Origin of the sequence: Vreelandella gomseomensis, assembly GCF_031451645.1 — a bacterium.
Classification (GTDB): domain Bacteria; phylum Pseudomonadota; class Gammaproteobacteria; order Pseudomonadales; family Halomonadaceae; genus Vreelandella; species Vreelandella gomseomensis.
Genome location: NZ_JARWAI010000005.1, coordinates 264,388 through 290,221 on the forward strand (window position 1 = coordinate 264,388; position 25,834 = coordinate 290,221).

Sequence of the window (25,834 nt, forward strand, 5' to 3'; positions counted from 1 at the left end):
TACTTCCCAATAACAACGACGCTAGCGAGATTCGCATGTCCCTACATTTGCAAGATATCGCACACACCGTGGGCGGTATTCCCTACATTAGCGACGTTGACCTGGCACTGGAGCCTGGCTCATTTAATGTGCTACTGGGTAGGACGCTTGCGGGCAAGACCACCTTGATGCGCCTGATGGCCGGGCTCGAGCCGCCCACCAAAGGACGCATCGTAATGGATGGCAAGGACGTCACCGGGGTATCGGTGCGCAACCGCAACGTCTCCATGGTCTACCAGCAGTTTATCAACTACCCAAGCTTGACGGTCTACGACAACATCGCTTCCCCCCTCAAGCTCGCCAAGCACCCGCCGCGCGAGATCGACAAGCGCGTGGCCGAAATCGCTGAAATGCTGCGCATCGGCCACCTGCTTGACCGCTACCCTCAAGAGCTTTCCGGGGGTCAGCAGCAGCGCACGGCCATGGGGCGCGCGCTGGTCAAGGACGCCGATGTCATTCTCTTCGATGAGCCGTTGGTCAACCTGGACTACAAGCTTCGCGAAGAACTGCGCGACGAGCTGCGCGATCTGTTCAAGGTGCGCAACTGCATTGCGGTATATGCCACCACCGAGCCCAACGAGGCCCTGGCGCTTGGCGGCAACACCGCCATTCTTCACGAAGGCAAGCTGCTCCAGTACGGCCCCACTGACCAGATCTATCGCGAGCCCAACGGTATTCTGAGCGCCGAGATGTTTTCCGAGCCGCCCATCAATATCGTGCCTGGACGGCTCACCGAGACGGACATCACCTTCGATAACGCGACCCACTTTGCCTGCGACGACGCCCTGCGCCGACTGCCGCCGGGCGACTACCGCTTCGGGGTTCGCGCCTCGCACTTGAGCCTGACTCCTCAGGCACCCGATGACCTCGAGCTGTCGGTCGAGGTGGACGTTGCCGAAATCAGCGGCTCGGAAACCTTTTTGCACGTCCGGCACCCGCACTTTCCGCTCGTGCTGCACCTCTCGGGCATTTATGAGTTAAAAGTGAACGAGCCCATCAAGGTCTATTTCCCCACCCACAAACTGTTCGTGTTCGATCAACAGGGCAGCACCGTGCATACCCCGGTGCTCAAGACGGAGGGCGTCGTGCATGGCTGAAATCGTGCTTAAATCACTCGCGCACACTTACAGCGCCAACCCGCAATCATCTGAAGATTACGCCATCCGTCACATGGAGCATGTATGGCATCAGGGCGGTGCCTATGCCCTGCTGGGGCCATCGGGATGCGGCAAGTCGACGCTGTTGAACATCATTTCCGGACTGCTGGCACCCACCGAGGGCGACGTGCTGTTCGATGGCCATCGGGTCAATGAGCTGCCGCCGGAAGAGCGCAATATTGCCCAGGTTTTCCAGTTTCCGGTGATCTACGACACCATGACGGTGTTCGACAACCTTGCCTTTCCCCTGCGCAACATGAACACCCCCGAATACAGGGTCAAACCCAAGGTGCTGGAAGTCGCCGACATCCTCGACCTGACCCCGCTACTCTCGCGCAAGGCCAAGAACCTGACCGCCGATGAAAAGCAGAAGGTGTCCATGGGCCGAGGACTGGTTCGCGATGACGTCACCGCGATCCTGTTCGACGAGCCGCTCACGGTCATCGACCCCCAGCTGAAGTGGAAACTGCGCCGCAAGCTCAAGGAGATTCACGAGCGCTTCAACATCACCATGATCTACGTGACCCACGATCAGCTCGAGGCCTCAACCTTCGCCGACAAGATCGCCGTGATGTACGAAGGCCAGGTGGTGCAGTTCGGCACCCCGCGCGAACTTTTCGAGACCCCCGCGCATACCTTTGTCGGCTACTTTATCGGCAGCCCCGGGATGAACTTCTTTGCCCTCGACTACGCCCAGGGCACCGCCTATTTCGGCGAACAGCCGCTGCCGCTGAGCGATGCCTACCTGCGCGCACTCGGCCGGGTGGAGAGCAGCAACGTCAAGCTCGGCATTCGCCCTGAGTTCATAGAGGTCTGCCCGAGCGCCGACGCCGACACCGTGGCGGTGCAGAATGAAAACCTCCAGGACCTGGGTACCTACGCGATTCTCACCTTCTCGCTCAACCAGCAAACGTTCAAAGCCAGGCTTCCCGAGGATCATCCGCCTCTAGGTGAGACTGTCTACATCCGTTTTCCCGACGACAAACTGAGCCTTTACGTCGATGAGTACCGAGTCGAGGTAGATCATGAATAAAGTCTATAACAACCGCGCATGGCTACTGGTACTGCCCATGCTGATCTTGGTCGCGTTCTCCGCGATCGTACCGCTGATGACCGTCGTCAACTATTCGGTTCAGGATGTGCTCGGCCCCAATGCGAGCTTTTTTACCGGCACTGAATGGTTCAGGGCCATGCTCAACGATCCTGAGCTGCAGGCCGCCTTTCTGCGCCAGATCGTTTTCTCGCTGACCATCCTGGCCATTCAGGTGCCGCTGGGCATCGGCATTGCGCTGATCATGCCCAAACGCGGCTGGCAGGCGTCGGCCGTACTCATCCTGATCACCCTGCCCTTGCTGATTCCCTGGAACGTGGTCGGCAGCATCTGGCAGATCTTCACCCGGGGCGATATCGGCCTGATGGGTTGGGGGCTACGTCAGTTGGGCGTGGACTACAACATCACCCGCGACGGCACGGACGCTTGGCTGACGATTATCCTGATGGATGTGTGGCACTGGACACCGCTTGTTGCCATGCTCTGCTACAGCGGCCTGCGCTCCATTCCCGATGCCTATTACCAGGCGGCGCGCATCGACCGTGCCTCCAAGTGGGCCGTCTTTCGCTACATCCAATTGCCCAAACTGACCAATGTGCTGGTCATTGCCGTCCTGCTGCGTTTCATGCACTCGTTCATGATCTACGCCGAGCCGTTCGTGCTGACCGGCGGCGGCCCTGGCAGTTCGACCACCTTCCTGAGCCAGTCGCTGACCACCATGGCGGTCGGCCAGCAGGATCTGGGGCCATCGGCGGCCTTCTCGATTATCTACTTCCTGGTCATCCTGCTGGTGAGCTGGGTGTTCTACACCACCATCATGAACATGCAGAAAGACAAGAATTCCCAGGGAGGTGCGTGACATGAGTTACCAACTCGACAACACCCAGCCGGGTGAAAAGTACAATACCATCTTCAGCCGCGTCACCCCGACTCAGCGGCGCAAGCGCAACGCACGCAGCAGGCTCCGTTCGCGACTGCTGCTGGGGCTCTACCTGGTGCTGATGATTCTGCCGATCTACTGGCTGCTGAACATGTCGCTGCAGACCAACAGCGAAATATTGGGCTCCATGACGATGTGGCCGGAGAACCTGACGTTCGACAACTACATCGGCATCTTCACCAACTCAAGCTGGTACATGGGGTACGTCAACTCGATCGCCTATGTACTGATGAACATGCTGATCACCATTTGCGTGGCACTTCCCGCCGCCTATGCCTTCAGCCGCTACAGCTTCATTGGCGACAAGCACCTGTTCTTTTGGCTGCTGACCAACCTGATGGCGCCACCGGCCGTGTTCCTGCTGCCCTATTTCCAGCTTTACTACTCGGTGGGGCTCTTTGATACGCACATTGCCGTGGCGCTGGCCCACTGCCTGTTCAATATCCCGCTGGCCATCTGGATTCTGGAAGGCTTCATGAGCAGCGTGCCCAAGGAAATCGACGAAACGGCCTACATCGACGGTTACAGCTTCCCGCGCTTTTTCGTCAAGATCTTCATTCCAATGATTCGCTCAGGCATTGGCGTCACGCTGTTCTTCCTGTTCATGTTCTCGTGGGTCGAACTACTCCTGGCGCGCACGCTGACGTCCACCGACGCGCAGCCCATCGGCATGATCATGACGCGTACGTCCACGGCGTCAGGGATCGACTGGGGCACGCTTGCCGCCGCCGGTGTATTGACCATCATCCCCGGCGTTCTGGTGGTCTACTTTGTCCGCAACCATATCGCCAAGGGCTTTGCCCTGGGTCGTACCTAAGGAGGTGATGTATGTCTTGGATGGTATGGACGGTACCCACGGCCATTTTCTTTTCCGCCATCGCGGCCATGCTGGCCGGCATGACGGTATGGGAAATCGTTTCCCCCACTATTGAACGCAAGGGCTTTCTGCCCATCTCGACGACCCGCGGCGACCGGCTGTTTGTTGGCCTGCTGTCTGCTGCGTTCATTCATCTTGGGGTGATTGGCTACACCTCATTATCCATTTGGTTAGCACTGGCCGCCTCGCTTGCCTGGCTGTTGGTGCTGATGCGCTGGGGGTAACCCAGCGCAGAAAACCAAAGCGGTCTCAGGGACGGATTCGCCATTAGGGAAGATCACAACATAACGAGGTTAATATGCGACATAACAAGTTCAAACTCACTACCCTCGCCGCCAGCTTGCTGCTGGCCTCCGGGACGCTGGCAGCAGACGACCATGATGCACGCGCCGTTGCCGAGCGGCTGGTCGATGAGCATTTTCAGAACTCGACCCTGAGCCGTGAGGAACAGATCGAGGAGCTGATGTGGTTTGCCAAAGCGGCCGAGCCGTTTCGTGGCATGGATATTCAAACCGTTGCCGAGGGTCTGACGACCCACGTCTACGAAAGCGAAGTGCTTGCCGACGCGTTCAGCGAGCTGACCGGCATCAACCTGACCCACAACATCATCGGCGAAGGCGATGTCGTCGATACCATGCAGAACCAGATGCAGTCGGGTAACAGTATCTACGACGGCTTCGTCAACGATACCGACGCCATCGGCACCCACATCCGCTACGGCACCACCATCAACCTGTCGGACGCCATGGAGAACGAGTGGGCGGATTACACGCTTCCCTCGCTAGACCTGGACGACTTCATCGGCCTGCAGTACGGCACGGGGCCCGATGGCAGCCTCTACCAGCTGCCTACCCAGCAGTTCGCCAACCTCTACTGGTTCCGCTACGACTGGTTCCAGCGCGAAGATCTGCAGGATCAGTTCCGTGACATTTACGGCTACGACCTGGGCGTACCCACCAACTGGACCGCCTATGAGGACATTGCGGAATTCTTCAGCGAACATGTCGGCGAGATCGACGGTGAAAAGATCTATGGCCACATGGACTACGGCCGTCGTGATCCGTCACTGGGCTGGCGTTTCCACGACTCCTGGCTCTCCATGGCCGGCATGGGCAGCCCCGGCGTCCCGTCAGGCAACCCGGTGGATGACTGGGGCATTCGCGTCAACGAAGATAGTCAGCCGGTGGGCGCAAGCGTCAGCCGTGGCGGCGCGACCAACTCACCTGCATCCGTATTTGCCATGCAGAAAGCGGTGGACTGGCTGCGCGACTTTGCCCCCCCCGAAGCCCAAGGCATGACCTTCGGCGAAGCCGGCCCGGTGCCTGCCCAAGGCAACATTGCCCAGCAGATCTTCTGGTACACCGCCTTCACCGCCGACATGACCGACCCGGATGTTGCCGTGACCGATGACGAAGGCAATCCCAAATGGCGGATGGCGCCTTCGCCCACCGGTCCGTACTGGGAAGAAGGCATGAAGGTTGGCTACCAGGACGTGGGTGCCTGGACGTTCTTCGACTCCACGCCGGAAGACCGCCGCACGGCCGCCTGGCTGTTTGGTCAGTTCACGGTGTCCAAGACGGTATCACTCGAGAAGCTGATGCACGGCCTGACGCCGATCCGCGAGTCCGACATCTTCTCTGAGCAGATGACCGAAATGGCGCCCAAGCTGGGCGGGTTGGTCGAATTCTACCGCAGCCCCAACGAGTCCAACTGGACGCCAACGGGTACCAACGTGCCTGACTATCCGCGCATGGCACCGCTGTGGTGGCAGAACCTGGCGCCGGTCATGAGCGGTGAATCTACCGCCCAGGAAGGCCTCGATAAACTTGCGGCGGACATGGACAGCACAATGAATCGTCTGGCTCGTGCCAACGTCTTCGACAGCTATGCGCCGGTGCTCAACGAAGAGCGCGACCCGCAGTACTGGCTGGATCAGGACGGCGCACCCAAGGCCAAGCTGGATAACGAAATGCCTCAGGGCACCACCATGCCTTACGACGAAATGATGGAGGAATGGGTGTCAGCCGGTACGCGTTAATACCGGTCGGGCGGGCCTCGGGCCCGCCCTTTCCGGCTTCATCGGCGGCACCCTCTATCGACTCCGCGATAGCCCTTCCGGCTTCACGTCGCACCACCGCCTACTGGCTACCTGAGCGGGTGAACGGGGCTTTTACTTTGCTAATCTGGATCCGCTATGAAACTGCGTAACCGAAATATCGAGCAACTGCACAGCGACGCATTCGACGTACTGATCATTGGTGGTGGCATCAACGGTGCCGCCACCGCCGCTGCGCTGTCGGGCAAAGGCGCCAAGGTCGCCCTGATCGATCGCGGCGACTTTGCCGGCAGCACCAGCATGCACTCCTCCAACCTTGTTTGGGGAGGCATCAAGTATATGGAAAGCAAAGACTTTTCCCTGGTAAGAAAGCTTTGCAAGAGCCGTAACCATTTGATTGAGAATTATCCATCTACCGTCCAGGAAATCCGCTTTCTCACCAATATCACCCGTGGATTTCGCCACTCGCCGCGTTATTTATGGATCGGTACCTGGCTTTACTGGCTGATGGGCAACGCATTCACCCAGCGCCCTCGCCTGCTATCGCCGAAGGATATCAAGCGTGAAGAGCCGATCATCGGCATTGAAGACTCCATCGGCGGCTTTGAATATTCCGATGCCTATCTGCACGATAACGACGCACGCTTCGTCTTCAATTTCGTCCGCCACGCCCTCAACTATGGCGCCATCGCGGCAAATTATGTCGAATCACTGGGCGCCGAGCGTGAAGGTGACTACTGGGTGACCAAGGCCCGCGACGTGATGAACGGCGAGACGTTTGATATCCGCGCCAAGGTGCTAATCAATGCAGCGGGCCCCTGGGTGGATCAGCACAACGCGCTGACCGGGCAGAAGACCACCCACCAGCACCTGTATTCCAAGGGTATTCACCTGGTCGTGCCGCAACTGACGGACACCAAGCGCGTGCTGGCGTTTTTTGCCGACGATGGCCGGCTGTTCTTCGTGATTCCCATGGGTAACCGCACCTGCATCGGCACCACCGACACCCATATGGAGCACCCCGAGGTCGAGGTCACCGCCGAGGACATCGATTTCGTATTGGAAAACATCAATAAGCGCCTGACCCTCGACAAGCCTCTTGGCCAGGAGGATATCATTTCGACCCGATGCGGCGTTCGCCCGCTGGCGATCAAGTCCGACCAGGGAAGTGACCGCGACTTCCTACAGCTGTCGCGCAAGCATGTCGTAGATACCAATGCCGATAGCGCGCACATCAGCATCTTCGGCGGCAAGTTGACCGACTGCCTCAACGTGGGGGATGAAATCGCCGAAGCAGTGGCAGAACTGGGCGTCGAGCTACCCGATCAGGACTTTCGCTGGTATGGCGAGCCGCCGAACGCCGTCAAGCAGCAGTTCATGGATCACGCCAAGCGCATGAACCTGGACGCCATGACCGCGACGACCTCGTCGGAGCCCTTATCATCGCGCCTATGGCGGCGCTACGCCGAACAGGCGATGCCCATGCTGGAAAAGATTCGCCAGGATCCAGCCGAGGCCGACATTCTCATCGAAGGCACCGAGTATATCCGCTGCGAACTCGAACATGCCCGCGACCACGAGATGATTACGCAGCTCGAGGATTTCCTGCGCCGCCGGGCAAAGGTTTCGCTGGTGGTACACCACGAGCAGCTTCGCCAGTCAAAGGGCTTGAGAGAAGCCTGCCGCGTGCTGTTTGGCGAGGAAGCAGACCAGCGTTTTGAAGCGTACTTTGCCGCACATCGTGATACCGCCCAACCCTATGTGCCCAAGCAGGAAGTCACCACCTAAATGAGCGCTTGCCGTCCCGCCCAACGCTGAAAGCCCCCTCACGGAGACCGTCAGGGGGCTTTCATGACTCGCCAGGCTAGCGGTTATTCTTCGTTCTCGACCAGCAGTTGAGAATCCCCTGCCAGCACCTCGTCCCAGGCTTCCTCGAGGGTGTAACCCATACGGTTATCGATGGTGTCAATGACTTCGACCGCATGTTGCAGAGACTCGCGTTGCCCCTTTAGCGCCAGCACCAGCTTGGCAAGGTCCTGCTTGCTGAAAGTATTCGCGATACGGTCGGCTTGTTGGCTTAATTCGGTGCAGTTCATGGTTAAACCCTCATGGTATGGTCATCCGCTGCTTACTATTGTCGTTAATCGTTAAGCAGCCATCTTGTTAGTGACGAATGGTGACGTTGCTACTCATGCTGGACCGGATAAGTGTCCAGTTCGGTGACTGCGATAGGGTCACAAGCGTTACAAGACCTTCGCGTGAAGCGCCTGGGTAATGCAGAAGCGCCTCGGTTGTAGCAGGGATCACGCCAGCACACCGGGATAACGACACGCCGCCCTGATCCATGACTTCACTATGGTGCACTGCCGTAAAAGCCACAATGCATCATTGGCCGCAGGCGGCGTTGTAGTTTGACTACAAACGCGGCGAACGGGTGAAAAGGGTGTCATAGAATTTCACAGCGGAAAAACACGGGCGCATGACGCGCCGAGAAGGCAGGAGACCAACCCAGAGCAACTGGGCAAACGCGAGGCAGTATACGCCATGCGGGGGATAACACCACTCGACTAAGGGCTAATAGCTCTTGGCATAATAGCTCTGGGGATAACAAACGGCGCCGCTACGGCCAGGGGCCATAGCGGCGTGCGCGTGCATAAAGGAAGGAAGTTCAATCCACAGTGCGGACGCGGGACACCGCATCCAGCCAGCCCTGGTAAAGCGATTCGCGCGTCGCGTCTTCCATGCTGGGCGTAAAGCTGCGCTCGCAGCGCCATAGCTCCTCAATCTCGTCAAGCGTCTGGTACCAGCCCAGCCGCAGCCCTGCCAGGTAGGCAGCGCCCAACGCAGTGGTTTCCAGAATGGTGGGGCGATCCACCTGCACGTTGAGCATGTCGGCCAGGAACTGCATGACCCAGTTGTTCTTGACCATGCCGCCATCGACACGCAGGTTACCGGGAGGCGCTTCCATGTCGTCATTCATGCAGTGCTGGAGATCACGGGTCTGGTAACAGACCGCCTGAAGGCCGGCAGCGACAATTTCCGCGATCCCGGTGTCACGGGTCAGACCAAAGATCGCCCCACGTGCCTTGGGATCCCAATGCGGCGCGCCCAGGCCGGTAAACGCGGGCACTAGATAAACACTGTGCCCGCTGCGCGTCTTGCGGGCCAGCGCCTCGGTTTCCGCCGCGTCGGCAAACAGGTTCAGGCCGTCGCGCAGCCACTGAACGGTGGCGCCGGCAACGAAAATGCTGCCCTCCATGGCGTAGGTGGGCTTGCCGTTGAGACGATACCCGATGGTGGTCAGCAGCCGGTTGCGCGACAGCGACGGCGTTTCGCCGGTATTGACGATCATGAAACAGCCGGTGCCGTAGGTGCTCTTGCCCATGCCGGGCTGAAAGCAGGCCTGGCCGACCAGCGCGGCCTGCTGGTCGCCGGCGACCCCGGCGATGGGCAGCTCGGCGCCCAGCCAGCGGGCATCCATGGTGCCGAAATCGTCGCTCGAGTCTTTCACTTCAGGCAGCAGTGATGCCGGGATGTCGAACAGCTCGAGCAGCTCGTCGTCCCAGCACTGGGTATGGATGTTGAACAGCGCCGTGCGCGAGGCATTGGTGGCATCGGTCACGTGACGCCGTCCACCGGTCAGCCGCCAGATCAAGAAGCTGTCGACCGTGCCGAACAGCAGCTCGTCTTTCTCCGCCCGAGCGCGAACGCCCTCGACGTTGTCCAGCACCCAGGCAAGCTTGGTGGCGGAAAAATAGGGGTCGATGAGCAGGCCGGTCTTGGCCTGAACCCGTTCGGTATGGCCATCATCGCGTAGCCGCTGACACAGCGCCGAGGTTCGCCGATCCTGCCAGACAATGGCGTTGTATACCGGCTTGCCGCTCTTCTTATCCCACACGATGGTGGTTTCGCGCTGGTTGGTGATTCCCACGCCGGCAATCTGGTCGACGTCGATCGCCGCGTTCTTGACCACGTCGCGACAGGTGGCCACCACGGTGTCCCAGATATCCTCCGGGTCGTGTTCGATCCAGCCGTCGTAGGGATAGTGCTGAGTGAATTCCCGCTGCGCCACGGCGCTGACATGGCCTTCGCGGTCAAACAGAATGGCGCGGGAGCTGGTGGTACCTTGATCGATGGCAAGTATGAAGGAGGTCATAACATCGTCGCTTTGTTGTTGGGTATTTTCGATTTTGTGTGATCTGTTTCGATTTCTTATGATTCAAGGCTACGCCAGCGGCCCTCAATGCTCAAGGATGAAAACCTATCGTTTTTACCCGCTCAGGCAAGGTGTAGCGCAACATCGTGCTGGGTCAGCAGGCGCTGAATGGCCTCCGGCGGTTTGCGGTCGGTAAACAGCGCATCCAGCTGCGCGATATTCCCCTGGCGAACCACCGGGTTACGGTGGAACTTGGAGTAATCGGCGGCCAGATAGACGCGCCGGGAATTGGCGATGATCGCCTGGGCAACGCGCACTTCCTGGTAGTCGAACTCCAACAGTGAACCGTCTTCGTCGATGCCGCTGATGCCGATAATGCCGTAATCGACCTTGAACTGATTGATGAAGTCGATGGTTGCCTCGCCGATAATACCGCCGTCCCGGGAGCGAACCTGGCCACCGGCGATGATCACGGTAAAATCTTCCTTGTGCTGCAGAATGGCCGCCACGTTGAGGTTGTTGGTGATGATCTCCAGCCCCTGGTGGTCGAGCAGCGCCTGGGCGATCACCTCGTTGCTGGTACCGATATTGATGAACAGCGAGGCGTCGTTGGGAATCTGCTCGGCTAGGCAGCGGGCAATACGCTCCTTCTCTTCCAAGTGCAGGGTCTTGCGTGTGCTGTAGGCGGTATTCACCGTGCTCGACTCGATGCCGACCCCACCGTGCACGCGTCGCACGCGGCCATCGTTGGCCAGGGTGTTGAGGTCGCGGCGAATGGTTTGCGGCGTCACGGCAAAGTGGTCGGTGAGCTGCTCAATGCTCATGTAGCCATGCTGGCGGACCAGCTCGATGATCGCGTCTTGACGAAACTGTTGATTCATAAGCCAGCCCGTTACGTTATTTTTCGTTTTAGAACGTATTTACCTTAAAACTGTTTACTTTAAGACCATTTACTTTAAAACCAAAGACTTTAAGCCTAGCAGCGTAGCAAAATTTTCATAAAATAACGCTTATCAATGTTCGCGGATGAACGTTACCCCGTCAGCGGCCAGACCCACAGGATCATCGGCATGGACACGGCCAGCACCACGATCGATAACGGCAGGCCCAGCTTCCAATAGTCGCCAAACCGATAGCCGCCCGGCCCCAGCACCAGGGTGTTGGACTGATGGCCGATCGGCGTCAAAAACGCGCAGGAGGCGCTTACCGCGACCACCATCAGAAAAGGATCGAGCGACACGTCAAAGCCGTTCGCCAGGCTCACCGCAATGGGTGCCATCAAGACTGCCGCTGCGGCATTATTGATCACGTTGGACAGCAGCATGGAAAGGATGAACAAGCCCCCCAGGGTGACCACCACCGGCCAGTCGCTTCCCCAGGATAGCAGCGCCTCGGCAATCAGCGCGGCCCCGCCACTGGTTTCCAGCGCCTCACCCACCGGAATCATTGCCCCCAGCAGCACGATCACCGGGCCATCGATGGCTTGATAACCCTCGCGTAACGGCAGCACCCCGATCAGCAGCGAGATCAGGGCGGCGGTGCTCAAGGCCACCGCCGCCGGCAGTATATCCAGCAGCATGGCGACGATAGCGGCGGCAAAAATGGAAAGCGAAAGTATCAGCTTGCGCGGCTGGCCCAGATTGAGGTCACGATTGGCCAACGGCAGGCAGCCCAGCGTGGGCAGGCTTTCGGCTATTTCGTTTTCTTCGCCCTGCAGGAGCAGTATATCGCCGGCCTTGAAACGAATATCGCGCAGCCGCTGTTTGAGCCGCGTGCCGTCACGGGCAACCGCTACCAGGTGCAGGCCAAATTGATGGTTGAGGCGCAGTTGCCGCACGCTGCGGTTGATCATCATCGAATCGGTGCGCACCACCACCTCTACCAGCTGAAGGCCTGCGGTATCGACGGGCGGATGGGCCTCGCCCTCTTCCGTTGACGCATCGGCCGCTTTTGAGTCGGTGTCGGTGTCGTCCTCTTCGAGCTCCGCGACGGCACTCAGCCCCGCTTTATCCTCGAGCAATTTGAGTTCTTCGGGCCCCGCTTCCAGCAGCAGAATATCCCCGGCCTGAAGCATGCCGTGGAAGGCATAACCCGCCTGGCGGTCGTCGTCGCGCACCACGGCCAGCACTGGAATGGTGTCTTCGAGCTCATCGCGCAGCTGCTGCAGCGTCAACCCTTTGGCTTTTGACGCTTCGTTTACCTTGAGCTCTACTAGATAGTTGGCGGTATCAAACATGTCGGCGGCGGAGGCTTGCCCACTGCGTTTGGGGGTCAAGCGCCAGCCCACCAGCACGATGAACGCCAGCCCGGCCAGCGCCACGGCAATCCCCACGGGGGCAAAGCTGAACATGCTGAAATTGTCGCCCGCAACGTCGGCCCGGTAGCTGGAAATAATGATATTCGGGGGGGTACCGATCAGGGTAATCAGCCCGCCCAGCAGCGAGCCGAACGCCAACGGCATTAGCAACAGCGACGGCGGGGTATTGTGTTCGCGCGCCAGGCGCATGGCTACCGGCAGGAGCAGCGCCAGCGCACCGACGTTATTCATGATGCCGGACAGCACCACCACGGTGCCCACCAACACCAGGAGCTGAAGCACCAGCCGCTCGCCGACCTTAAAAATCTGATCGGCGATGATATCCACCAGGCCGGAACGCTCGAACCCACGGCTTAGCACGAGCACCGCAGCCACGGTAATCACCGCAGGATGCCCGAACCCCATAAAGGCGTCGTCTGCGGGAACCAGACCGAGCATGACCGACCCCAGCAGGGCGGCAAGGGCCACCAGATCGTAGCGAAACCGCCCCCAGATAAAGGCGCCCAGGGTCAGACCCAGCACCATAAACACCAGGGTGCTCGACGCAAGCCCCACGTCTTCGATTGCCATGATGGCCTCACCTCCCTATGAACGAACGCCGCCATTTGCCTGAGTGTCTGGCAACACTATAAATCAGATAGCGCTGTGCGGATAATCAACATTAGGCATTAACGATACAGCCGCCGCGTTCATAATGAAGCCTGTGAAGGACAAAAACGCCTGGCAAGGCCAGGCGAGAGAAACGCTGAGTCGGAATGTTAACGGCGACTGAAACCGTGGATCAGGTTTTCATGCGCGCCAGCATGTGCTGAACGGCCTCGAGATGCTCGGGCTCGTTATGGCACATGCCCTGGAAGGCCGCACATACGTCTAAAAACGCCTTGAGCTCCATATCCGGGGCCATCTTCATCAGGCGCTTGGTCAGCCGCGTAGCCTTGGGCGGCTGAGCGGCAATCCGCGTAGCATGCGCCATCGCCGCCTCCATCAAGGCCTCGTGTTCGACCACCTCCAGCACCACGCCGTAGTCCAGGGCTTCCTGGGCATCGATGACGCGCCCGGACAAGGTGAGCTCGAAGGCGCGCTGATAGCCGATCTGGCGCTGCAGAAACCAGGCACCGCCGTCGCCGGGGATAATCCCCAGATTGAGAAAGGTTTCGCCAAACCGGGCCTGGCGCGAGGCGATACGCAGGTCTGCCATGTTGACCAGATCAAAACCGGCGCCTATCGCCGGGCCATTGACCGCCGCGATAATCGGGACGTCCACCTCGCTGAGCGCCAGCGGCATGCGCTGGATGCCCCGCCGATAGCGCTCGGCCACTTCCGCCACATCGCCGGCAAAATCACCGTCGCGACGGGCCATGTCCTTGACGTTGCCGCCGGCGCTGAAGGCCGACCCTGCCCCGGTGATCAGCAGCACCGAAACGTCGTCCGCGCGATTGATCCAGGCGGCGGTGGCCACGATGTCATCCACCAGCGCCGTGCCGGTAAGCGCATTGCGGACGTCGTGGCGATTCAGCGTCAAGGTGGCCACCCGTTTATCCAGCGTCAGGGTGGCATCGGTCAGCACGGGTAACGTTTGGCTCATTGGTCACGCTCCACAATGATTCGGGCATCGACAATCGCGTACCCGGAAGGATGGTGGTCGGGATAGGCGATCACCGGGTTCAGATCCAGCTCGCGAATCGATGGGTAGGCGTCCACCAGCTGCGACACCTGCATCAATAGCTCGACCAGCGCCGGCTTGCTGACGGCCTGGGCGCCACGCACGCCTTCCAGCATCTTTTGCGCCTTGATCTGATTCACCATGGACTCGGCGTCGGCCCGGGAGATCGGCAGCGCGCGAAACGCGACGTCGTCGAGCACCTCGACGAAGACGCCGCCTAAGCCAAACATGAGCACCGGGCCAAATACCGGGTCGCGCAGCATGCCGACAATAACTTCGACCCCCTTGTCGGCCATGGGGGTCACCAACACCCCGTCGATCATGGCGTTGGGGGCGTATTCACGCGCGTTGGCGACAATCGTCAGGTAAGCATCGCGCAACGCGGCGTCGCCTACAAGGTTAAGCTTGACCCCGCCGGCATCGGATTTGTGCAGAATATCCCGCGACACCACTTTCATTGCCAAGGGACGGTCAGCAAAGTCGGCCGCCACCTCCGAAAGCGCCTGCAGATGTGTCACCAACCGCTCGTCGGGGACGCGAATAGCGTGCTCGGCAAGCAGCGCCTTGGCTTCAAATTCCAGCAGGTCACGCCCTTCAGCCCTGGCGTTCGCCAACAGGGCGCTTCCGGAGGCGGACGGAGGCGTGGGCGCCGCCGACTGCTGACTTGCGTGCCTGGCCAGGTAGTCGCCGCGTTCCCCCAGGGCGACGAGCACCCGCACCGCGTGTTCGATCGAGGCATACACCGGCAGGCCCGCCTCGTGCAAGCAACGTAGCGGCGGCGGTTTAACCGGTGCGTAGAGGCTGTAGATGACCAGCGGCTTGGACGTGGCGTGGGCAAGCGCCAGCATGGCGTCGGCCCCGCGCATCTCATCCTCCAGCAGCGACTCGTCAAAGCGCAGGCTGTAGCCACCGAACATGCCCACCAGAAAGATACTGTCGACGTTGTCATCCTCGGCGACGACGGCCATGCACTGCGCCAACAGCGATGGCTGGGCATCCGAGGAGCCGGCCACGTCTACCGGGTTCACCGACGATGCCTGAGGCAGCAACAGCGCCTCGAGCCTTGCCTGGGTATGACCGGACAGCGTGGCAAGCGAAAGCCCCGCTTCGGCCAGGCGATCCGCGGCGATGGTCGCCTGCCCGCCCCCGTCCGCGATCACTGCGACGCGTTTGCCGGCGGCCTTCTGCAAACGGCTCAGCCCCTCCGCTACCGGAAGAATTTCATCGGAGTACTGCACCACGCTGACGCCCACTTGGCGCAGCAGGTCAACGGTCATCTGGTAGCTGCCGGCCAAGGCACCGGTATGCGAGCTGGCGGCTTTTTGCCCCTGTTCAGTAGCGCCCGATTTATAGACCACCACGGGCTTCATGGCAGCGACCTCACGCGCCACCTCGAGAAATTTGCGCCCGTCGCGGAAGCCTTCCACATAAAGCGTCGCCACCCGGGTATGCTCATCTTCCCCCAAATAGCGGAGGTAGTCGTTGAAGCCGATATCGGCCTGATTGCCCGGCCCGATGTAGGTACTGAACCCGACCTGCCCGTTGTGCTGGGCCTCAAGCGCCAGGGAAAGCAGCATGTTGCCCGACTGGGAGACGATCCCGATGTCACCGGTCTTGAGGTTATCAAGCGCCAGCAGATTAACCCGATGGTGCAGGTTGAACAGCCCCGACGTATTGGGCCCGATGATGCGAACGCCATGGGCCCGGGCGTTGGCCATCATGCGGGCTTCCAACGCAGCGCCTGCCTCGCCGGTCTCGCCAAAGCCGCTGGCTAACACCACGGCCCCCTTGATGCCGAGGCGGCCGCATTCGGCAATCAGGTCGGGCACCGTGGCGGCGGGAGTACAAATCAGTGCCAGCGCCGGGGTGCCCGGGACATCACTGATCGAGGCAAAGGTGTTGACCCCTAAAATCGAGGTCGCCTTGGGATTGACCGGATAAATCGCTCCGCCATAGCCGCCCTTGATCAGCCCGACCATGGCCTTGTAGCCACGCTTGGTAGGATCGGACGATGCGCCCACGACGGCAATGCCCGACGGCGCCAGAATGGCATGCAGCGGGCTTTGAGAAGGAAGATGACCTTCGATGGATTGCATGGGGTTACCTGTAGAAATAAGACACGTCGACAATGCGTTGCGGTGTAGCAAGCGGACGCTTAACGGCCCTTGAACCGGGGCGCGCGTTTTTCGGCGAAGGCGTTGACCCCCTCCTGCCAATCCTCGGTGGTCGAGCAGGTAAAGACCGCGTCCAGCTCTTGCTGGAGCTGGCCTGGCATGTCGGTGTGCGCGGCGCGATTGACCAGCGGCTTCAACATGGCCAATGACACCGGCGCCTTGCCCGCCAGCTGCGACGCCAGTGACTCGGCCTCGGGCATCAACTGATCCAGCGGATAGTTGGCCAGCGCCAGACCCAGCCGGGTTGCCTCGGCCCCGTTGATCTTGTCGCCGACATACAGCAGCCGGCGCGCCTGGGCCAGGCCGACCAGCTGGGGTAACCACTTGGAAACGCCACCGCCGACGCAGGTGCCAATGCTGGTTTCGGGAAAACCCATCTGAGCATCATCGGCCATCAGTATAAAATCACAGGCCACCGCCATTTCGGCGCCCGCCCCCAGGGCATAGCCGTTCACCGCAGCAATCACCGGTTTGCGCAGTTGAGCGATCGCCTCGCCTACGTCGTTCCCCAGCTGGAGATATTGGCGGCGCTGGAAAAGCGTCCTGCCCGCGCCTTCGTGGGCTTTCATATCTGCCCCGACGCAGAAGGCGCGCCCCTCCCCGGTGAGCACCACGGCGCGAATATCCCGCTCGCGCTGGGCAATGGCCAGCGCGTCCAGTAGCTCGTGATACAGCGCTTCCACGACGGCATTGAGCCTGTCGGGCCGATTGAGGCGCACCGTCAGCACATGGTTTTGCCGGGTGACGAGAAGGTGGGAATAGGAAGGCAAATCTAGCGGCGTGGTCATCGCGGTCGGCTACCTGGTCAACGAGAAGAAATGGCCAATCAATACATACGTTTCTTTTTATCAACTATTAAGAAACGCATGTTTCAGTCGGCATGCTAGCGACTCCTTGCCGAGCACGTCAACACAAACGTATCTAAAAAAACCTAAATAGATACAAATGTACCATTTCGGGTCGTATGCGTTACACTGCCGGTTCCAATCCGCCGGAGGCCGACCATGACGCGCTACCAGACTGACGGAGAGTCCCTCTCTACCACGCCGTTGGACGCCATCAACCAACGGCTTGCAGCGCTCTACCCGACCTTGAGCCCGCAGCTGAAGCAGGCTGCGGGCTTTGTGATGGAGCATCCTCTGGACATGGCGTTCCAGTCGATCCGCAAGACGGCGAGCGCCGCCCAGGTCACCCCTTCAACGCTGGTACGCCTGGCCAAGCGCTTGGGTTTTGACAGCTATGAGCCGTTCCGCGAGGCGTTTCAATCCTCGGTACAGGCGCCGCCGGTGGAGCTTTCCGGGCGCGCCAGCAAGCTGCGCGATCAGGCCAGCCAGCCGGACGACCCGCTGTTTGTGAATGTCGGGGAAGCGGCGTTTGACAATATCGGACGCCTGTTTACCGCCGACAACCAATCGCGGGTGCGCGAGGCCGCCCGCCACCTGCTGGCAGCGCGCAAGATAGCGGTGGTGGGATTTCGGGACACCTTTGCCTGTGCTTACCACTTTGCCTACGTAGGCCGCATCGCCATGCCCAACGTGACCCTCATTCGCGGCCTGGAGGGCGGGCTTCTGACCGAGCTGGATCACTTCAATGAGCAGGATCTGGTGGTGGTATTTGGTTTCGAGCCCTACTGCGCAGAAACCGTCAAGGCGCTGGAGGTCACCCGGCGAAACGGCGTCCAGGCCATCGCCATCACCGATACGCTGCGCTCGCCGCTGGTTCCCGGGTCGCTGATGACGTTTACCGTGGCCAACGCAACGCCCCATTTTTTCCCTTCGATCCTGTCCGCCATCACCTTGAGCGAGGCGATTCTGGCGGAGTGCGTCGCGTTTGGCCCCGATCAATTGGTCGACAACGTCAAAAGCTTCGAAACCCGGATGCGCAACATGGGCGCGTACGTGGATACCGGCTAGCCAGCGGCTTTCGGCATTCACGGAACGCCGCCATGGACGCATTAGACCTTCGCGGCACTATGGCTAGCGTTGAAAATATTAATTGGCGCTTAGCTCAGAGCTAGCTAAATTCTGTGAACGTAATGTGATGCTTAAAGCGCCGCATTGCCTTACCGTCACCACAGGGAACCCACAGTGGTGAATTATACGTATGGGATTACAACAACAACCGGTGGCACTGACCACTGTCGGAGCTTTCAACATGCCTAACGACAAGCACAACGTAAATTCAGATTCCTTGATTACCACGTCCACCACCTTGCCTTCCTCGATGACGAGCACTCCTTCTAGCCGGCGCAACTTCCTGAAAACCGCTGCGGTGGGCTCGGCAGCCGCCGTCGCCGCCCCGTGGATCGGCAATGTGCAAGCCCAGGAAGGCATTCGCATCCGCATGCAATCTTCCTGGCAGCCAGGTACCACGGGCTACAGAATTTTCGAAGAGTGGGCTGCGGGGGTCGCAGAGGCGACAGGTGGCGAGGTGCGCATTGAGCCCTTCCCTGCCGGTGCAGTCGCGGGCGCCTTTGAAGTTGCCGATGCGGTACGCAACGGCGTGCTCGACGGCCAGAACTGGTTCACCGTTTATTGGCCGGGCAAAATGCCAGCCGGTGTATTCCTGACCGCTTATCCAATGGGGCTTTCCGTCCCTCACCAGTGGGATATGATGTTTGGCGCCTATGGCGGCTTCGGCATTGCCAAGGATCTATACCGCAAGCAGGGTCAGGAGCTGCTCGGCTACGTGCATCACGACCTCAACCTGATCCACTCCAAGATTCCGTTACGCAGCTTCGATGACTTCAAAGGCGTTAAGATCCGCATGCCAGGCGGCATCGTGGCGGAAACCTTCGCCTCTATTGGTGCACAAACGACTCTGCTCCCGGGCTCCGAGGTGTATCCGGCACTTGAGAAAGGCACTATCGACGCGGCCGACTACACAGGCGCTGCCGTCAACTTCGAGCTAGGATTCTGGCAGGTCGCCGACTACATCATCATGGGGCCGCCCTCAACGCCGTGTCTGCACCAGGCTGTCGACCTGATGGATATTTCCGTCAACCGGCGCGTGTTCGAGCGTATGTCGCCCCAGACCCAGGATCTGATGCACGATCTGGTGGCCGCCTACTCTCGCGAGCACTACGCGGCGATCCAGAAGGCCAACGCCGAAGCCTGGCCCAAGTATCGTGAAAAAGGCGTGGAGATCATCCACCTCACCGAAAACGATGCTAGCCGCTTCAGGGATGCCGCCATCCCGCTATGGTTCAAGTGGGCCAACAAGGATCCAGATGCGGCTCGGCTGTTTAGAGCACACCTCAACACCATGATGGATCCGGCCGTGGGTTTGATCACCGACGAAGACATTCAGGGCTACGAGCTAAACGCCTGATGCTTAGCGTCTGAATGATTGGCTCGGCAACGTCGGATGTTGCGATTGATTTCGCAACATCCTGTTTGTCCAGCGTTACGACTTTTTTCTTCCGCATCCCGTCGGCTGATGATCCGGAACCCTCACCTTTAGGTGAGGGTGTCACGGAGGAGTGTCCATGAACCTTGATATCGAATTCGTTCTTCCGCATTGGCTTTACTGGTCGGTGTTGCTGCTTTTACCACTGGTGGTAATGTTTTTTGTCGACCGCAGTTTCCGGCGCGGCGCTACTGTTGACGGCGGAGACACCGCCGAGATCCCTGCCGGGGAGGCGCCTGAGGCCGCCTATCAACCGCCGGGCAATCTTTTTACCAGCGTCGTTGACCGCATATCCGGCTTTTCAGGCCGTTACGTGGCCTATTGGGCGCTGATTGCACCTTTCATCTTCGCCTATGAAGTACTTGTGCGCTATGCCTTCAACTCGCCGACCAACTGGGCTCACGAGTCAATGACCTTGATGTTCGGCATGCAGTATCTGATTGCGGGGGCTTATGCGCTTCGCGAAGGTGGCCATGTCCGCGTCGATATTCTGTACAGCCGGGCCAAGCCACTTAACAAGGCGGCACTGGATATTGTCACCTCGTTATTCTTTTTCATCTTTACCCTCGCGTTGCTTTCGACCGGCTGGACGTTCTTCTCCCAGTCGGTGAGTGACGCGTACTTCTTTGGCTCCAGCTATTCCAACGAGACCTCTTTCACCGAATGGGCCATTCAGTTCTATCCGGTGAAGTTCATGCTGTTCTTTGGCGCGTTACTATTGCTGCTCCAGGGGCTTGGTCAGCTGATTCGGGACATCCAGGCGTACCGTCACCACTGGCACCTGCATAAAGAGAGTCGGTCTTTTGCTCGTACGCTGCTGATCATCGCCATCTTTCTTGCGGCATGGCTAGTGTTTGAGATTGTCAATATCGCCATCACCGACTATGAGAGTTTGGCCGGTAGCATTTCCGGTAGCCTTAGCTCAGTCGGCATCGGAGCCTTGACCCTATTGATGTTTGGCACCCTGATGGTGGTGCTTGTGGCGGGTCTGCCATTAGCCTTCGTTACCGGGGGCCTGGGGGTGGTATTCCTGTACACGGTTGGCGATCAGGCGATGCTCAACCTGATGCCCTCACGCATTTTCCCGATGATGACCAACTACCAGCTCTCAGCCATACCGCTGTTCATTTTCATGGCCTCGGTGCTGGAAAAAGCCGGGATCATCGAAGAGCTGTTCGACGTCGTCTACAAGTGGATGGGCGGCCTCAAGGCCGGGCTGGCCATTGCCACGGTGATTGCGTCCACGCTGCTCGCCGCCATGGTCGGCGTAATTGGCGCGGCGGTGGTCACCATGGGTCTGATCGCCCTGCCGGCGATGCTCAAGCGCAACTATGACCCGGAAATCGCCATTGGCTCGATCATGGCCGGCGGCACCCTGGGCATTCTTATCCCGCCCTCGATCCTGGCGATCATCTACGGCGTTATCGCCCAGCAATCGGTGGGTGAGCTCTACCTCGGCTCGCTGATTCCGGGCTTGCTGCTGGCTTTCATGTACGGCTTCTACTGCTGGATGCGCGGCACCCTGAACGTCAAGATGGCGCCGCCGATGCCGGTGGAAGACCGGGTCGACATGAAGGAGAAGCTACGCTTGCTGCGCAACATGCTGGCGCCCATCGTGCTGGTGATACTGGTCCTCGGCATCATCTTTACCGGCATCGCCACGCCCGTGGAGGCGGCGGGTATCGGCACCTTTGGTGCCCTGGTGGTCGCGGCCATGCACAAGCGCCTGACCTGGCCCAACCTGCACGCCGCCTGCATGACCACGCTGGTCGCCTCGGCGATGGTGATGTGGATTATCTTCGGCGCCAGCATCTTCGTCGGCTTCTATATCCTGCAGGGCGGCCAGACGTTCGTGCAGGAGCTGATCTCCGGCGCGGGCCTTGGCCCCTACGCGGTGTTGCTGCTGATGATGGTGCTGCTGGTGGCGCTGGGGATGTTCCTCGACTGGGTCGGCATCCTGCTGCTGGCGGTGCCCATCTTCGTGCCGCTGATCAAGGGCATGACCTTTGATGGGTTATTTGGCCTGCCCGGGGTCGACGCGGCTGACGTCTCGCTGTGGTTCGGCGTCATCTACCTGGTCAACATGCAGATGTCGTTTCTCAGTCCGCCGTTCGGCTATGCGCTGTTCTATATCAAGGGGGTCTGCCCGCCGCATATCACCATGGCGCAGATATTCCGCTCGTCCTTCCCGTTCCTGGGCATTCAGGCACTGGGGCTACTGCTGGTCATTCTCTTCCCGGCGCTGGTCACCTGGCTCCCCAACCTGGCCTACGGCTAGCCACGCTTGACCGTTCGCGCTTCTGCCGCCCTCGCTCAGCGAGGGCGGTTTGCGTTTCGGGGCAGCCAATGTCAGGGCAACAGCACCGTGGAGCCGGTGGTCTTACGGCTTTGCAGCGCGTCCTGGGCTTTTCCCACGTCCTTGAGCGGGTAGCGGTTGGCCACGTCGATGTGAATCTTGCCGCTCTCGATCATGGCAAAGAAGTCCTCGCACATCATCTCGAAGCGCTCGCGGGTATCCGCGTAGCCGTTCAGGCTGGGGCGGGTCACGAACAGCGAGCCTTTCTGGTTGAGAATACCGATGTTCACGCCGTCGACGGGGCCTGAGGCGTTGCCGAAGCTGACCATCAAGGCGCGCGGCTTGAGGCAGTCCAGCGACATTTCCCAGGTATCCTTGCCCACCGAGTCGTAGACCACGTCGCACATCTCGCCGTTGGTCAGCTCGCGCACCCGCGCCACCACATCCTCTTCGGTGTAGTTGATCGTCGCCCAGGCCCCGTTGGCCATGGCCAGATCCGCTTTCGCCTGTGAGCTGACGGTACCAATCAGTTTGACGCCCAGCGCCTTGGCCCACTGGCAGGCAATCGATCCCACCCCACCGGCAGCGGCGTGGAACAGGATCGTTTCCCCCCCCTTGAGTTCGCAGGTCTGACGCAGCAGGTACTGCACCGTCAAGCCCTTGAGCATGCTGGCCGCGGCGGTTTCAAAGTCGATAAAGTCCGGCAGCTTGACGACTTTAGACGCCGGCAGCGTATGCAACTCGGCGTAGGCACCGAGCGGCCCCTGGGCGTAAGCGACCCGGTCGCCTTCTTTAAAGTGGCTGACGCCCTCACCGACGGCGTCGACCACGCCCGCGCCTTCGGTGCCAAGCCCAGAAGGAAGAGAAGGCGCCAGATAAAGCCCGGTGCGGAAGTAAATATCGATGAAGTTGAGGCCAACGGCCTTGTTGGCAACGCGGACTTCACCCGCGCCCGGTGCGGCCGGGGTGGCATCCACCAGTTCAAGCACCTCTGAACCGCCGGTACGGGCAAACTGAATCCGTTGGGATACATGCTCTTGAGACACAGGGAACTCCTTGTTATTGGATGAAGGTCAGGCTAGCAAGCTAACGCTATCGGCCCGCCAGCGCAACGCGGTTGTCACAACGCACGTGCTAGACTGTCGGCTTGTTGACGACCGACGGCCAACGGATCATTGCTAATGCACCCTGCTATCGCGCTGCCCACGTTAATTGCTCACCGTGGCTACTCTGCCGCCGCCCCGGAAAACACCCTCGCGGCCGTCCGCGCCGCCCACCAGGCCGGGGTTGACTGGGTCGAACTCGACGTTCAGTTGCTGGGGGACGGCACGCCCGTTATCTGGCACGATGCTGACGTCGCGCGCTGTTCAGACGGCCGCGGCAGGCTACGCCGCATGCGCTGGCCCCATGCGCAGGTGCTCGACGCTGGCCGCTGGTTTGGCAAGACGTTCGAAGGGGAAAGGATGGCCAGCCTTGAGGCCATGCTGGCACTGCTCAACGAGCTGGGAATGGGCGTCAATCTGGAGCTCAAGGTCAATCGCGGCCACGACCCCGTCGCGTTGGTCGAGCGTGTACTGCCGACCGTGCTCGACGCCTTGCCCGCCGAGCGGCTTGTGCTGTCGTCTTTTGATCAAACGGCGCTGCGCCACAGCCGCACCTTTGCAACGGCCGACAGGCTGGCGCTCGGCGTGCTGGTCAACCGCCTGCCCAAGGAGTGGCGGGCACTGTGCGCGGAGATCGATGCCTTCAGCCTTCATGCCCACTGGGGCCGTTTGAAGCCCGCACAGGCTGACGCCATCGTACAGGCGGGCTATGCGCTGCTCTGCTACACCCCCAACGATCCCCACGCCTTCCATCCGCTCTGGGCCTGGGGGGCAGCCAGCGCCATCACCGACGAACCCGAGGCCTTCCAGCGCTATTTATCGGCCTCGGCCAGCGCCGCACACGGCAGGTAATGAATGACATCGTGAAAGCGTAGCGATGTATCGCCGTCGTTGCGCATGACATGTGGCCGGTCAGCGGCGAAGCGAACGCCCTGGCCTGCCGTCACCGTTTGCCAGGCGTCGTCGATGCACAGCGCCATCGTCCCCTCGATCACCACGATATGCTCCACCACGCCGGGCGCGTGGGGTGCCGATTCGCTGGCACAATTCGGCGCCAGCTCGATCGCCAGCATTTCAAACCCGAGTAGCGGGTCGTAGGCAAACAGCACCTGCGCCTGCATCCCGGCGCTATCCTGCCAGGTGGGCGGGTGCGGCGGTCTGGCCTCCACTTCTGCCCCCGCATCAAACAGGCTGGAAAACGACACGCGAAAGCCGCTGGCCATGCGCCACAGCGTGGCAATGGTGGGGCTCGACTCGCCGCGCTCGATCTGGCCCAGCATGGCTTTACTGACGCCGGTGGCCTCCGCCGTCCGGGTCAGGCTCCAGCCACGCTCACGGCGGAGTTGCTTCACGGTCGCGGCGATATGCGCCGCCAGAGTGTGAGGCTCAGCAGTCATGAAACGCTCCTTGGGTACGTGGCGTTACTTGAAACCAGTGCCTGAGCACACGTTGCGGGAACCCAAAGCGGCATGCGTTGGCGCCCGGTCGACCAGGCGATGCTGAAGATTGATGCAACGCGAATTGGCCCGGGACGCAGCGACGTACGCTACCGCGTCCGCCGGCCTGATTTGTTAGCAGAGATGTCCTTGAGGCTGCCGGAAACATACTTGTGTAACACACTGGAAACCAGGGACTGGTAAGGAAGCCCTTCTTCCAGTGCACGGCGCTGGAGCGCTTCCAGGTCGCGACTGGAGATACGGATATTGATCCGCTTGTCTTTCCTGAAGGTTTCTTCCGCTGCCGTCGTCAGGGACTCCCGACGATCGGCATTCAGATCTGACTCGAACTCTCCGGATTCGTAAGCTTCCAGTAGCGCTTGCTCTTCTTGATCTAATTTGGTCTTGGTCATGCTAACCCCCTAGAAAGGTCTTGGTGGCCTTGCGACTGGGAATGACCGTTTTAAGAAAGATCTCGTTATCATTCTCGACGTACGGCACCAGCCAGGCATAATCATCAATCCGAACCACAAGGAGTCGTTGATTCGGGTACTTGTCCCTGTTGGGGTGAGATCCATCATCAAGTAAACCACCAGACTGAAGAGCAAACAGGACATCTTCGAAGGAAACTCCCCGCTCGCTCATCAACTGCTGGTTCTTTTCAGCATTCCAGTTAATTTGCTTCATTGGATGAGCCTAGCAGAATGTGTGCCTATTGGCATCTTTCTAATACCACGCTTCGTGGCAAATTTCTGGGCTTGCTTGGTGCAAACCCATCGCCACGTCACCAGTCCAGCGCCCCATCGCATTCATCCACGGGGCTATCCACCCCCTCTCGAATAAACGCCCGCATACCCGGCACAGAAAGAAAGTAGAGCATTTCCTGAATAGCCGACCAGTCTTCTTCGGAAACCAGGTCGGTTCTTTCGCTTGCCCGTGACGACGAACGGCTGGTGTGACTCGGCCGTCTCGTCAATCAATAAAGGTTGCTGCGCGCCTCAGTTGCGGTGATAGCGTCATGACGCACGTACTTCGTGTCCAAATTTATTGAGCGTATGCTTTCAAAAACGCTCGGCCGCAAATTCTGAGTGCAACACCTGACCAAACCGGTAGGGTGTTGTATCCATGTCATATTCTGAACTCTGCACTGAAGAACGTGCC

The 25,834-nt window shown here is 59.9% G+C and carries 23 protein-coding genes; 11 read left to right on the top strand and 12 right to left on the bottom strand.

Going from position 1 to position 25,834, the window contains the following annotated elements:
• Positions 1–35: 35 nt before the first annotated feature.
• From QC815_RS08705 to QC815_RS08735, 7 genes are all read left to right on the top strand, one after another.
• Positions 36–1,136: an ABC transporter ATP-binding protein gene (locus QC815_RS08705; protein WP_230446800.1), complete on the top strand. Its 1,101-nt coding sequence runs from the start codon at positions 36–38 to the stop codon at positions 1,134–1,136.
• Positions 1,129–2,229, top strand: coding sequence for an ABC transporter ATP-binding protein (locus tag QC815_RS08710; RefSeq protein ID WP_230446799.1), 1,101 nt, complete (start codon positions 1,129–1,131; stop codon positions 2,227–2,229). Before QC815_RS08705 ends, QC815_RS08710 begins: the two co-directional genes overlap by 8 nt.
• A complete protein-coding gene (locus tag QC815_RS08715) occupies positions 2,222–3,106 on the top strand; it encodes a carbohydrate ABC transporter permease (RefSeq protein WP_230446798.1) in 885 nt (294 codons plus the stop codon). The genes QC815_RS08710 and QC815_RS08715 overlap by 8 nt, the downstream gene beginning before the upstream one ends.
• Before the next feature lies 1 nt (position 3,107).
• The gene (locus QC815_RS08720; protein ID WP_230446797.1) at positions 3,108–4,004 is read left to right on the top strand and encodes a carbohydrate ABC transporter permease; all 897 of its coding nucleotides are present in this window, start codon (positions 3,108–3,110) and stop codon (positions 4,002–4,004) included.
• A gap of 11 nt (positions 4,005–4,015) precedes the next feature.
• Positions 4,016–4,288 (top strand): DUF2160 domain-containing protein, encoded by a 273-nt coding sequence (locus QC815_RS08725; RefSeq protein WP_230446796.1) that lies wholly within the window; start codon positions 4,016–4,018, stop codon positions 4,286–4,288.
• A gap of 74 nt (positions 4,289–4,362) precedes the next feature.
• Complete coding sequence (locus QC815_RS08730; protein ID WP_230446795.1) at positions 4,363–6,102, top strand: ABC transporter substrate-binding protein; 1,740 nt, start codon at positions 4,363–4,365, stop codon at positions 6,100–6,102.
• Positions 6,103–6,258: 156 nt separating this feature from the next.
• Positions 6,259–7,908, top strand: a complete 1,650-nt coding sequence (locus QC815_RS08735) for a glycerol-3-phosphate dehydrogenase/oxidase (RefSeq protein ID WP_309768061.1) — start codon at positions 6,259–6,261, stop codon at positions 7,906–7,908.
• An 83-nt stretch (positions 7,909–7,991) separates the two neighbouring features.
• Here the strand turns inward: QC815_RS08735 and QC815_RS08740 are convergent, their stop codons facing one another.
• From QC815_RS08740 to QC815_RS08770, 7 genes are all read right to left on the bottom strand, one after another.
• Positions 7,992–8,216, bottom strand: coding sequence for a hypothetical protein (locus tag QC815_RS08740; RefSeq protein WP_230446793.1), 225 nt, complete (start codon positions 8,214–8,216; stop codon positions 7,992–7,994).
• Between the two features lie 572 nt (positions 8,217–8,788).
• A complete protein-coding gene (gene glpK, locus QC815_RS08745; protein ID WP_230446792.1) occupies positions 8,789–10,276 on the bottom strand; it encodes a glycerol kinase GlpK in 1,488 nt (495 codons plus the stop codon).
• Positions 10,277–10,398: 122 nt separating this feature from the next.
• Entirely contained in the window at positions 10,399–11,157 is a 759-nt protein-coding gene (locus QC815_RS08750; protein ID WP_230446791.1) for a DeoR/GlpR family transcriptional regulator, read from the bottom strand.
• A gap of 152 nt (positions 11,158–11,309) precedes the next feature.
• A complete protein-coding gene (locus tag QC815_RS08755) occupies positions 11,310–13,163 on the bottom strand; it encodes an SLC13 family permease (protein WP_309768064.1) in 1,854 nt (617 codons plus the stop codon).
• A gap of 211 nt (positions 13,164–13,374) precedes the next feature.
• The gene (locus QC815_RS08760; protein WP_230446789.1) at positions 13,375–14,178 is read right to left on the bottom strand and encodes an enoyl-CoA hydratase-related protein; all 804 of its coding nucleotides are present in this window, start codon (positions 14,176–14,178) and stop codon (positions 13,375–13,377) included.
• A complete protein-coding gene (locus tag QC815_RS08765) occupies positions 14,175–16,352 on the bottom strand; it encodes an acetate--CoA ligase family protein (protein WP_230446788.1) in 2,178 nt (725 codons plus the stop codon). Before QC815_RS08765 ends, QC815_RS08760 begins: the two co-directional genes overlap by 4 nt.
• Before the next feature lie 59 nt (positions 16,353–16,411).
• Positions 16,412–17,218 carry an enoyl-CoA hydratase/isomerase family protein gene (locus QC815_RS08770; protein ID WP_309768067.1) on the bottom strand — a complete coding sequence of 269 codons (807 nt, stop codon included), beginning with the start codon at positions 17,216–17,218 and terminating at the stop codon, positions 16,412–16,414.
• 216 nt (positions 17,219–17,434) lie between these two features.
• Here QC815_RS08770 and QC815_RS08775 point away from each other — a divergent pair, with 216 nt between their 5' ends.
• From QC815_RS08775 to QC815_RS08785, 3 genes are all read left to right on the top strand, one after another.
• Complete coding sequence (locus QC815_RS08775) at positions 17,435–18,343, top strand: MurR/RpiR family transcriptional regulator (protein ID WP_230446786.1); 909 nt, start codon at positions 17,435–17,437, stop codon at positions 18,341–18,343.
• Between the two features lie 241 nt (positions 18,344–18,584).
• The gene (dctP, locus tag QC815_RS08780) at positions 18,585–19,760 is read left to right on the top strand and encodes a TRAP transporter substrate-binding protein DctP (RefSeq protein WP_230446785.1); all 1,176 of its coding nucleotides are present in this window, start codon (positions 18,585–18,587) and stop codon (positions 19,758–19,760) included.
• A 157-nt stretch (positions 19,761–19,917) separates the two neighbouring features.
• Positions 19,918–22,116, top strand: coding sequence for a TRAP transporter large permease subunit (locus tag QC815_RS08785; RefSeq protein ID WP_230446784.1), 2,199 nt, complete (start codon positions 19,918–19,920; stop codon positions 22,114–22,116).
• Between the two features lie 71 nt (positions 22,117–22,187).
• On the opposite strand, the gene QC815_RS08790 is transcribed toward QC815_RS08785, so the two are convergent.
• Positions 22,188–23,180, bottom strand: coding sequence for an NADPH:quinone reductase (locus QC815_RS08790; RefSeq protein ID WP_230446783.1), 993 nt, complete (start codon positions 23,178–23,180; stop codon positions 22,188–22,190).
• 135 nt (positions 23,181–23,315) lie between these two features.
• Here QC815_RS08790 and QC815_RS08795 point away from each other — a divergent pair, with 135 nt between their 5' ends.
• On the top strand, positions 23,316–24,089 hold the full coding sequence (locus QC815_RS08795) for a glycerophosphodiester phosphodiesterase family protein (protein WP_230446782.1): 774 nt from the start codon (positions 23,316–23,318) through the stop codon (positions 24,087–24,089).
• Here the strand turns inward: QC815_RS08795 and QC815_RS08800 are convergent.
• The 4 genes from QC815_RS08800 to QC815_RS08815 all read right to left on the bottom strand — a co-directional run bounded on the left by QC815_RS08800 (position 24,050) and on the right by QC815_RS08815 (position 25,649).
• On the bottom strand, positions 24,050–24,634 hold the full coding sequence (locus QC815_RS08800) for a helix-turn-helix domain-containing protein (protein ID WP_230446781.1): 585 nt from the start codon (positions 24,632–24,634) through the stop codon (positions 24,050–24,052). The two genes, QC815_RS08795 and QC815_RS08800, sit on opposite strands and share 40 nt — an antisense overlap.
• 149 nt (positions 24,635–24,783) lie before the next feature.
• The gene (locus QC815_RS08805; protein ID WP_230446780.1) at positions 24,784–25,086 is read right to left on the bottom strand and encodes a CopG family antitoxin; all 303 of its coding nucleotides are present in this window, start codon (positions 25,084–25,086) and stop codon (positions 24,784–24,786) included.
• Position 25,087: 1 nt separating this feature from the next.
• Positions 25,088–25,360, bottom strand: a complete 273-nt coding sequence (locus QC815_RS08810) for a DUF4258 domain-containing protein (protein WP_230446779.1) — start codon at positions 25,358–25,360, stop codon at positions 25,088–25,090.
• 97 nt (positions 25,361–25,457) lie between these two features.
• The gene (locus tag QC815_RS08815; RefSeq protein ID WP_479694312.1) at positions 25,458–25,649 is read right to left on the bottom strand and encodes a hypothetical protein; all 192 of its coding nucleotides are present in this window, start codon (positions 25,647–25,649) and stop codon (positions 25,458–25,460) included.
• Between the last annotated feature and the right edge of the window lie 185 nt (positions 25,650–25,834).

Coding starts and splice junctions, on each gene's coding strand:
- QC815_RS08795 (WP_230446782.1), top strand. CDS start 23,316: ATGCACCCTGCTATCGCGCTGCCCACGTTAATTGCTCACCGTGGCTAC.
- QC815_RS08770 (WP_309768067.1), bottom strand. CDS start 17,218: ATGACCACGCCGCTAGATTTGCCTTCCTATTCCCACCTTCTCGTCACC.
- QC815_RS08760 (WP_230446789.1), bottom strand. CDS start 14,178: ATGAGCCAAACGTTACCCGTGCTGACCGATGCCACCCTGACGCTGGAT.
- QC815_RS08730 (WP_230446795.1), top strand. CDS start 4,363: ATGCGACATAACAAGTTCAAACTCACTACCCTCGCCGCCAGCTTGCTG.
- QC815_RS08705 (WP_230446800.1), top strand. CDS start 36: ATGTCCCTACATTTGCAAGATATCGCACACACCGTGGGCGGTATTCCC.
- QC815_RS08725 (WP_230446796.1), top strand. CDS start 4,016: ATGTCTTGGATGGTATGGACGGTACCCACGGCCATTTTCTTTTCCGCC.
- QC815_RS08765 (WP_230446788.1), bottom strand. CDS start 16,352: ATGCAATCCATCGAAGGTCATCTTCCTTCTCAAAGCCCGCTGCATGCC.
- QC815_RS08735 (WP_309768061.1), top strand. CDS start 6,259: ATGAAACTGCGTAACCGAAATATCGAGCAACTGCACAGCGACGCATTC.
- QC815_RS08710 (WP_230446799.1), top strand. CDS start 1,129: ATGGCTGAAATCGTGCTTAAATCACTCGCGCACACTTACAGCGCCAAC.
- QC815_RS08800 (WP_230446781.1), bottom strand. CDS start 24,634: ATGACTGCTGAGCCTCACACTCTGGCGGCGCATATCGCCGCGACCGTG.
- QC815_RS08775 (WP_230446786.1), top strand. CDS start 17,435: ATGACGCGCTACCAGACTGACGGAGAGTCCCTCTCTACCACGCCGTTG.
- QC815_RS08785 (WP_230446784.1), top strand. CDS start 19,918: ATGAACCTTGATATCGAATTCGTTCTTCCGCATTGGCTTTACTGGTCG.
- QC815_RS08810 (WP_230446779.1), bottom strand. CDS start 25,360: ATGAAGCAAATTAACTGGAATGCTGAAAAGAACCAGCAGTTGATGAGC.
- QC815_RS08740 (WP_230446793.1), bottom strand. CDS start 8,216: ATGAACTGCACCGAATTAAGCCAACAAGCCGACCGTATCGCGAATACT.
- QC815_RS08755 (WP_309768064.1), bottom strand. CDS start 13,163: ATGGCAATCGAAGACGTGGGGCTTGCGTCGAGCACCCTGGTGTTTATG.
- QC815_RS08805 (WP_230446780.1), bottom strand. CDS start 25,086: ATGACCAAGACCAAATTAGATCAAGAAGAGCAAGCGCTACTGGAAGCT.
- QC815_RS08715 (WP_230446798.1), top strand. CDS start 2,222: ATGAATAAAGTCTATAACAACCGCGCATGGCTACTGGTACTGCCCATG.
- QC815_RS08750 (WP_230446791.1), bottom strand. CDS start 11,157: ATGAATCAACAGTTTCGTCAAGACGCGATCATCGAGCTGGTCCGCCAG.
- dctP (WP_230446785.1), top strand. CDS start 18,585: ATGCCTAACGACAAGCACAACGTAAATTCAGATTCCTTGATTACCACG.
- QC815_RS08720 (WP_230446797.1), top strand. CDS start 3,108: ATGAGTTACCAACTCGACAACACCCAGCCGGGTGAAAAGTACAATACC.
- glpK (WP_230446792.1), bottom strand. CDS start 10,276: ATGACCTCCTTCATACTTGCCATCGATCAAGGTACCACCAGCTCCCGC.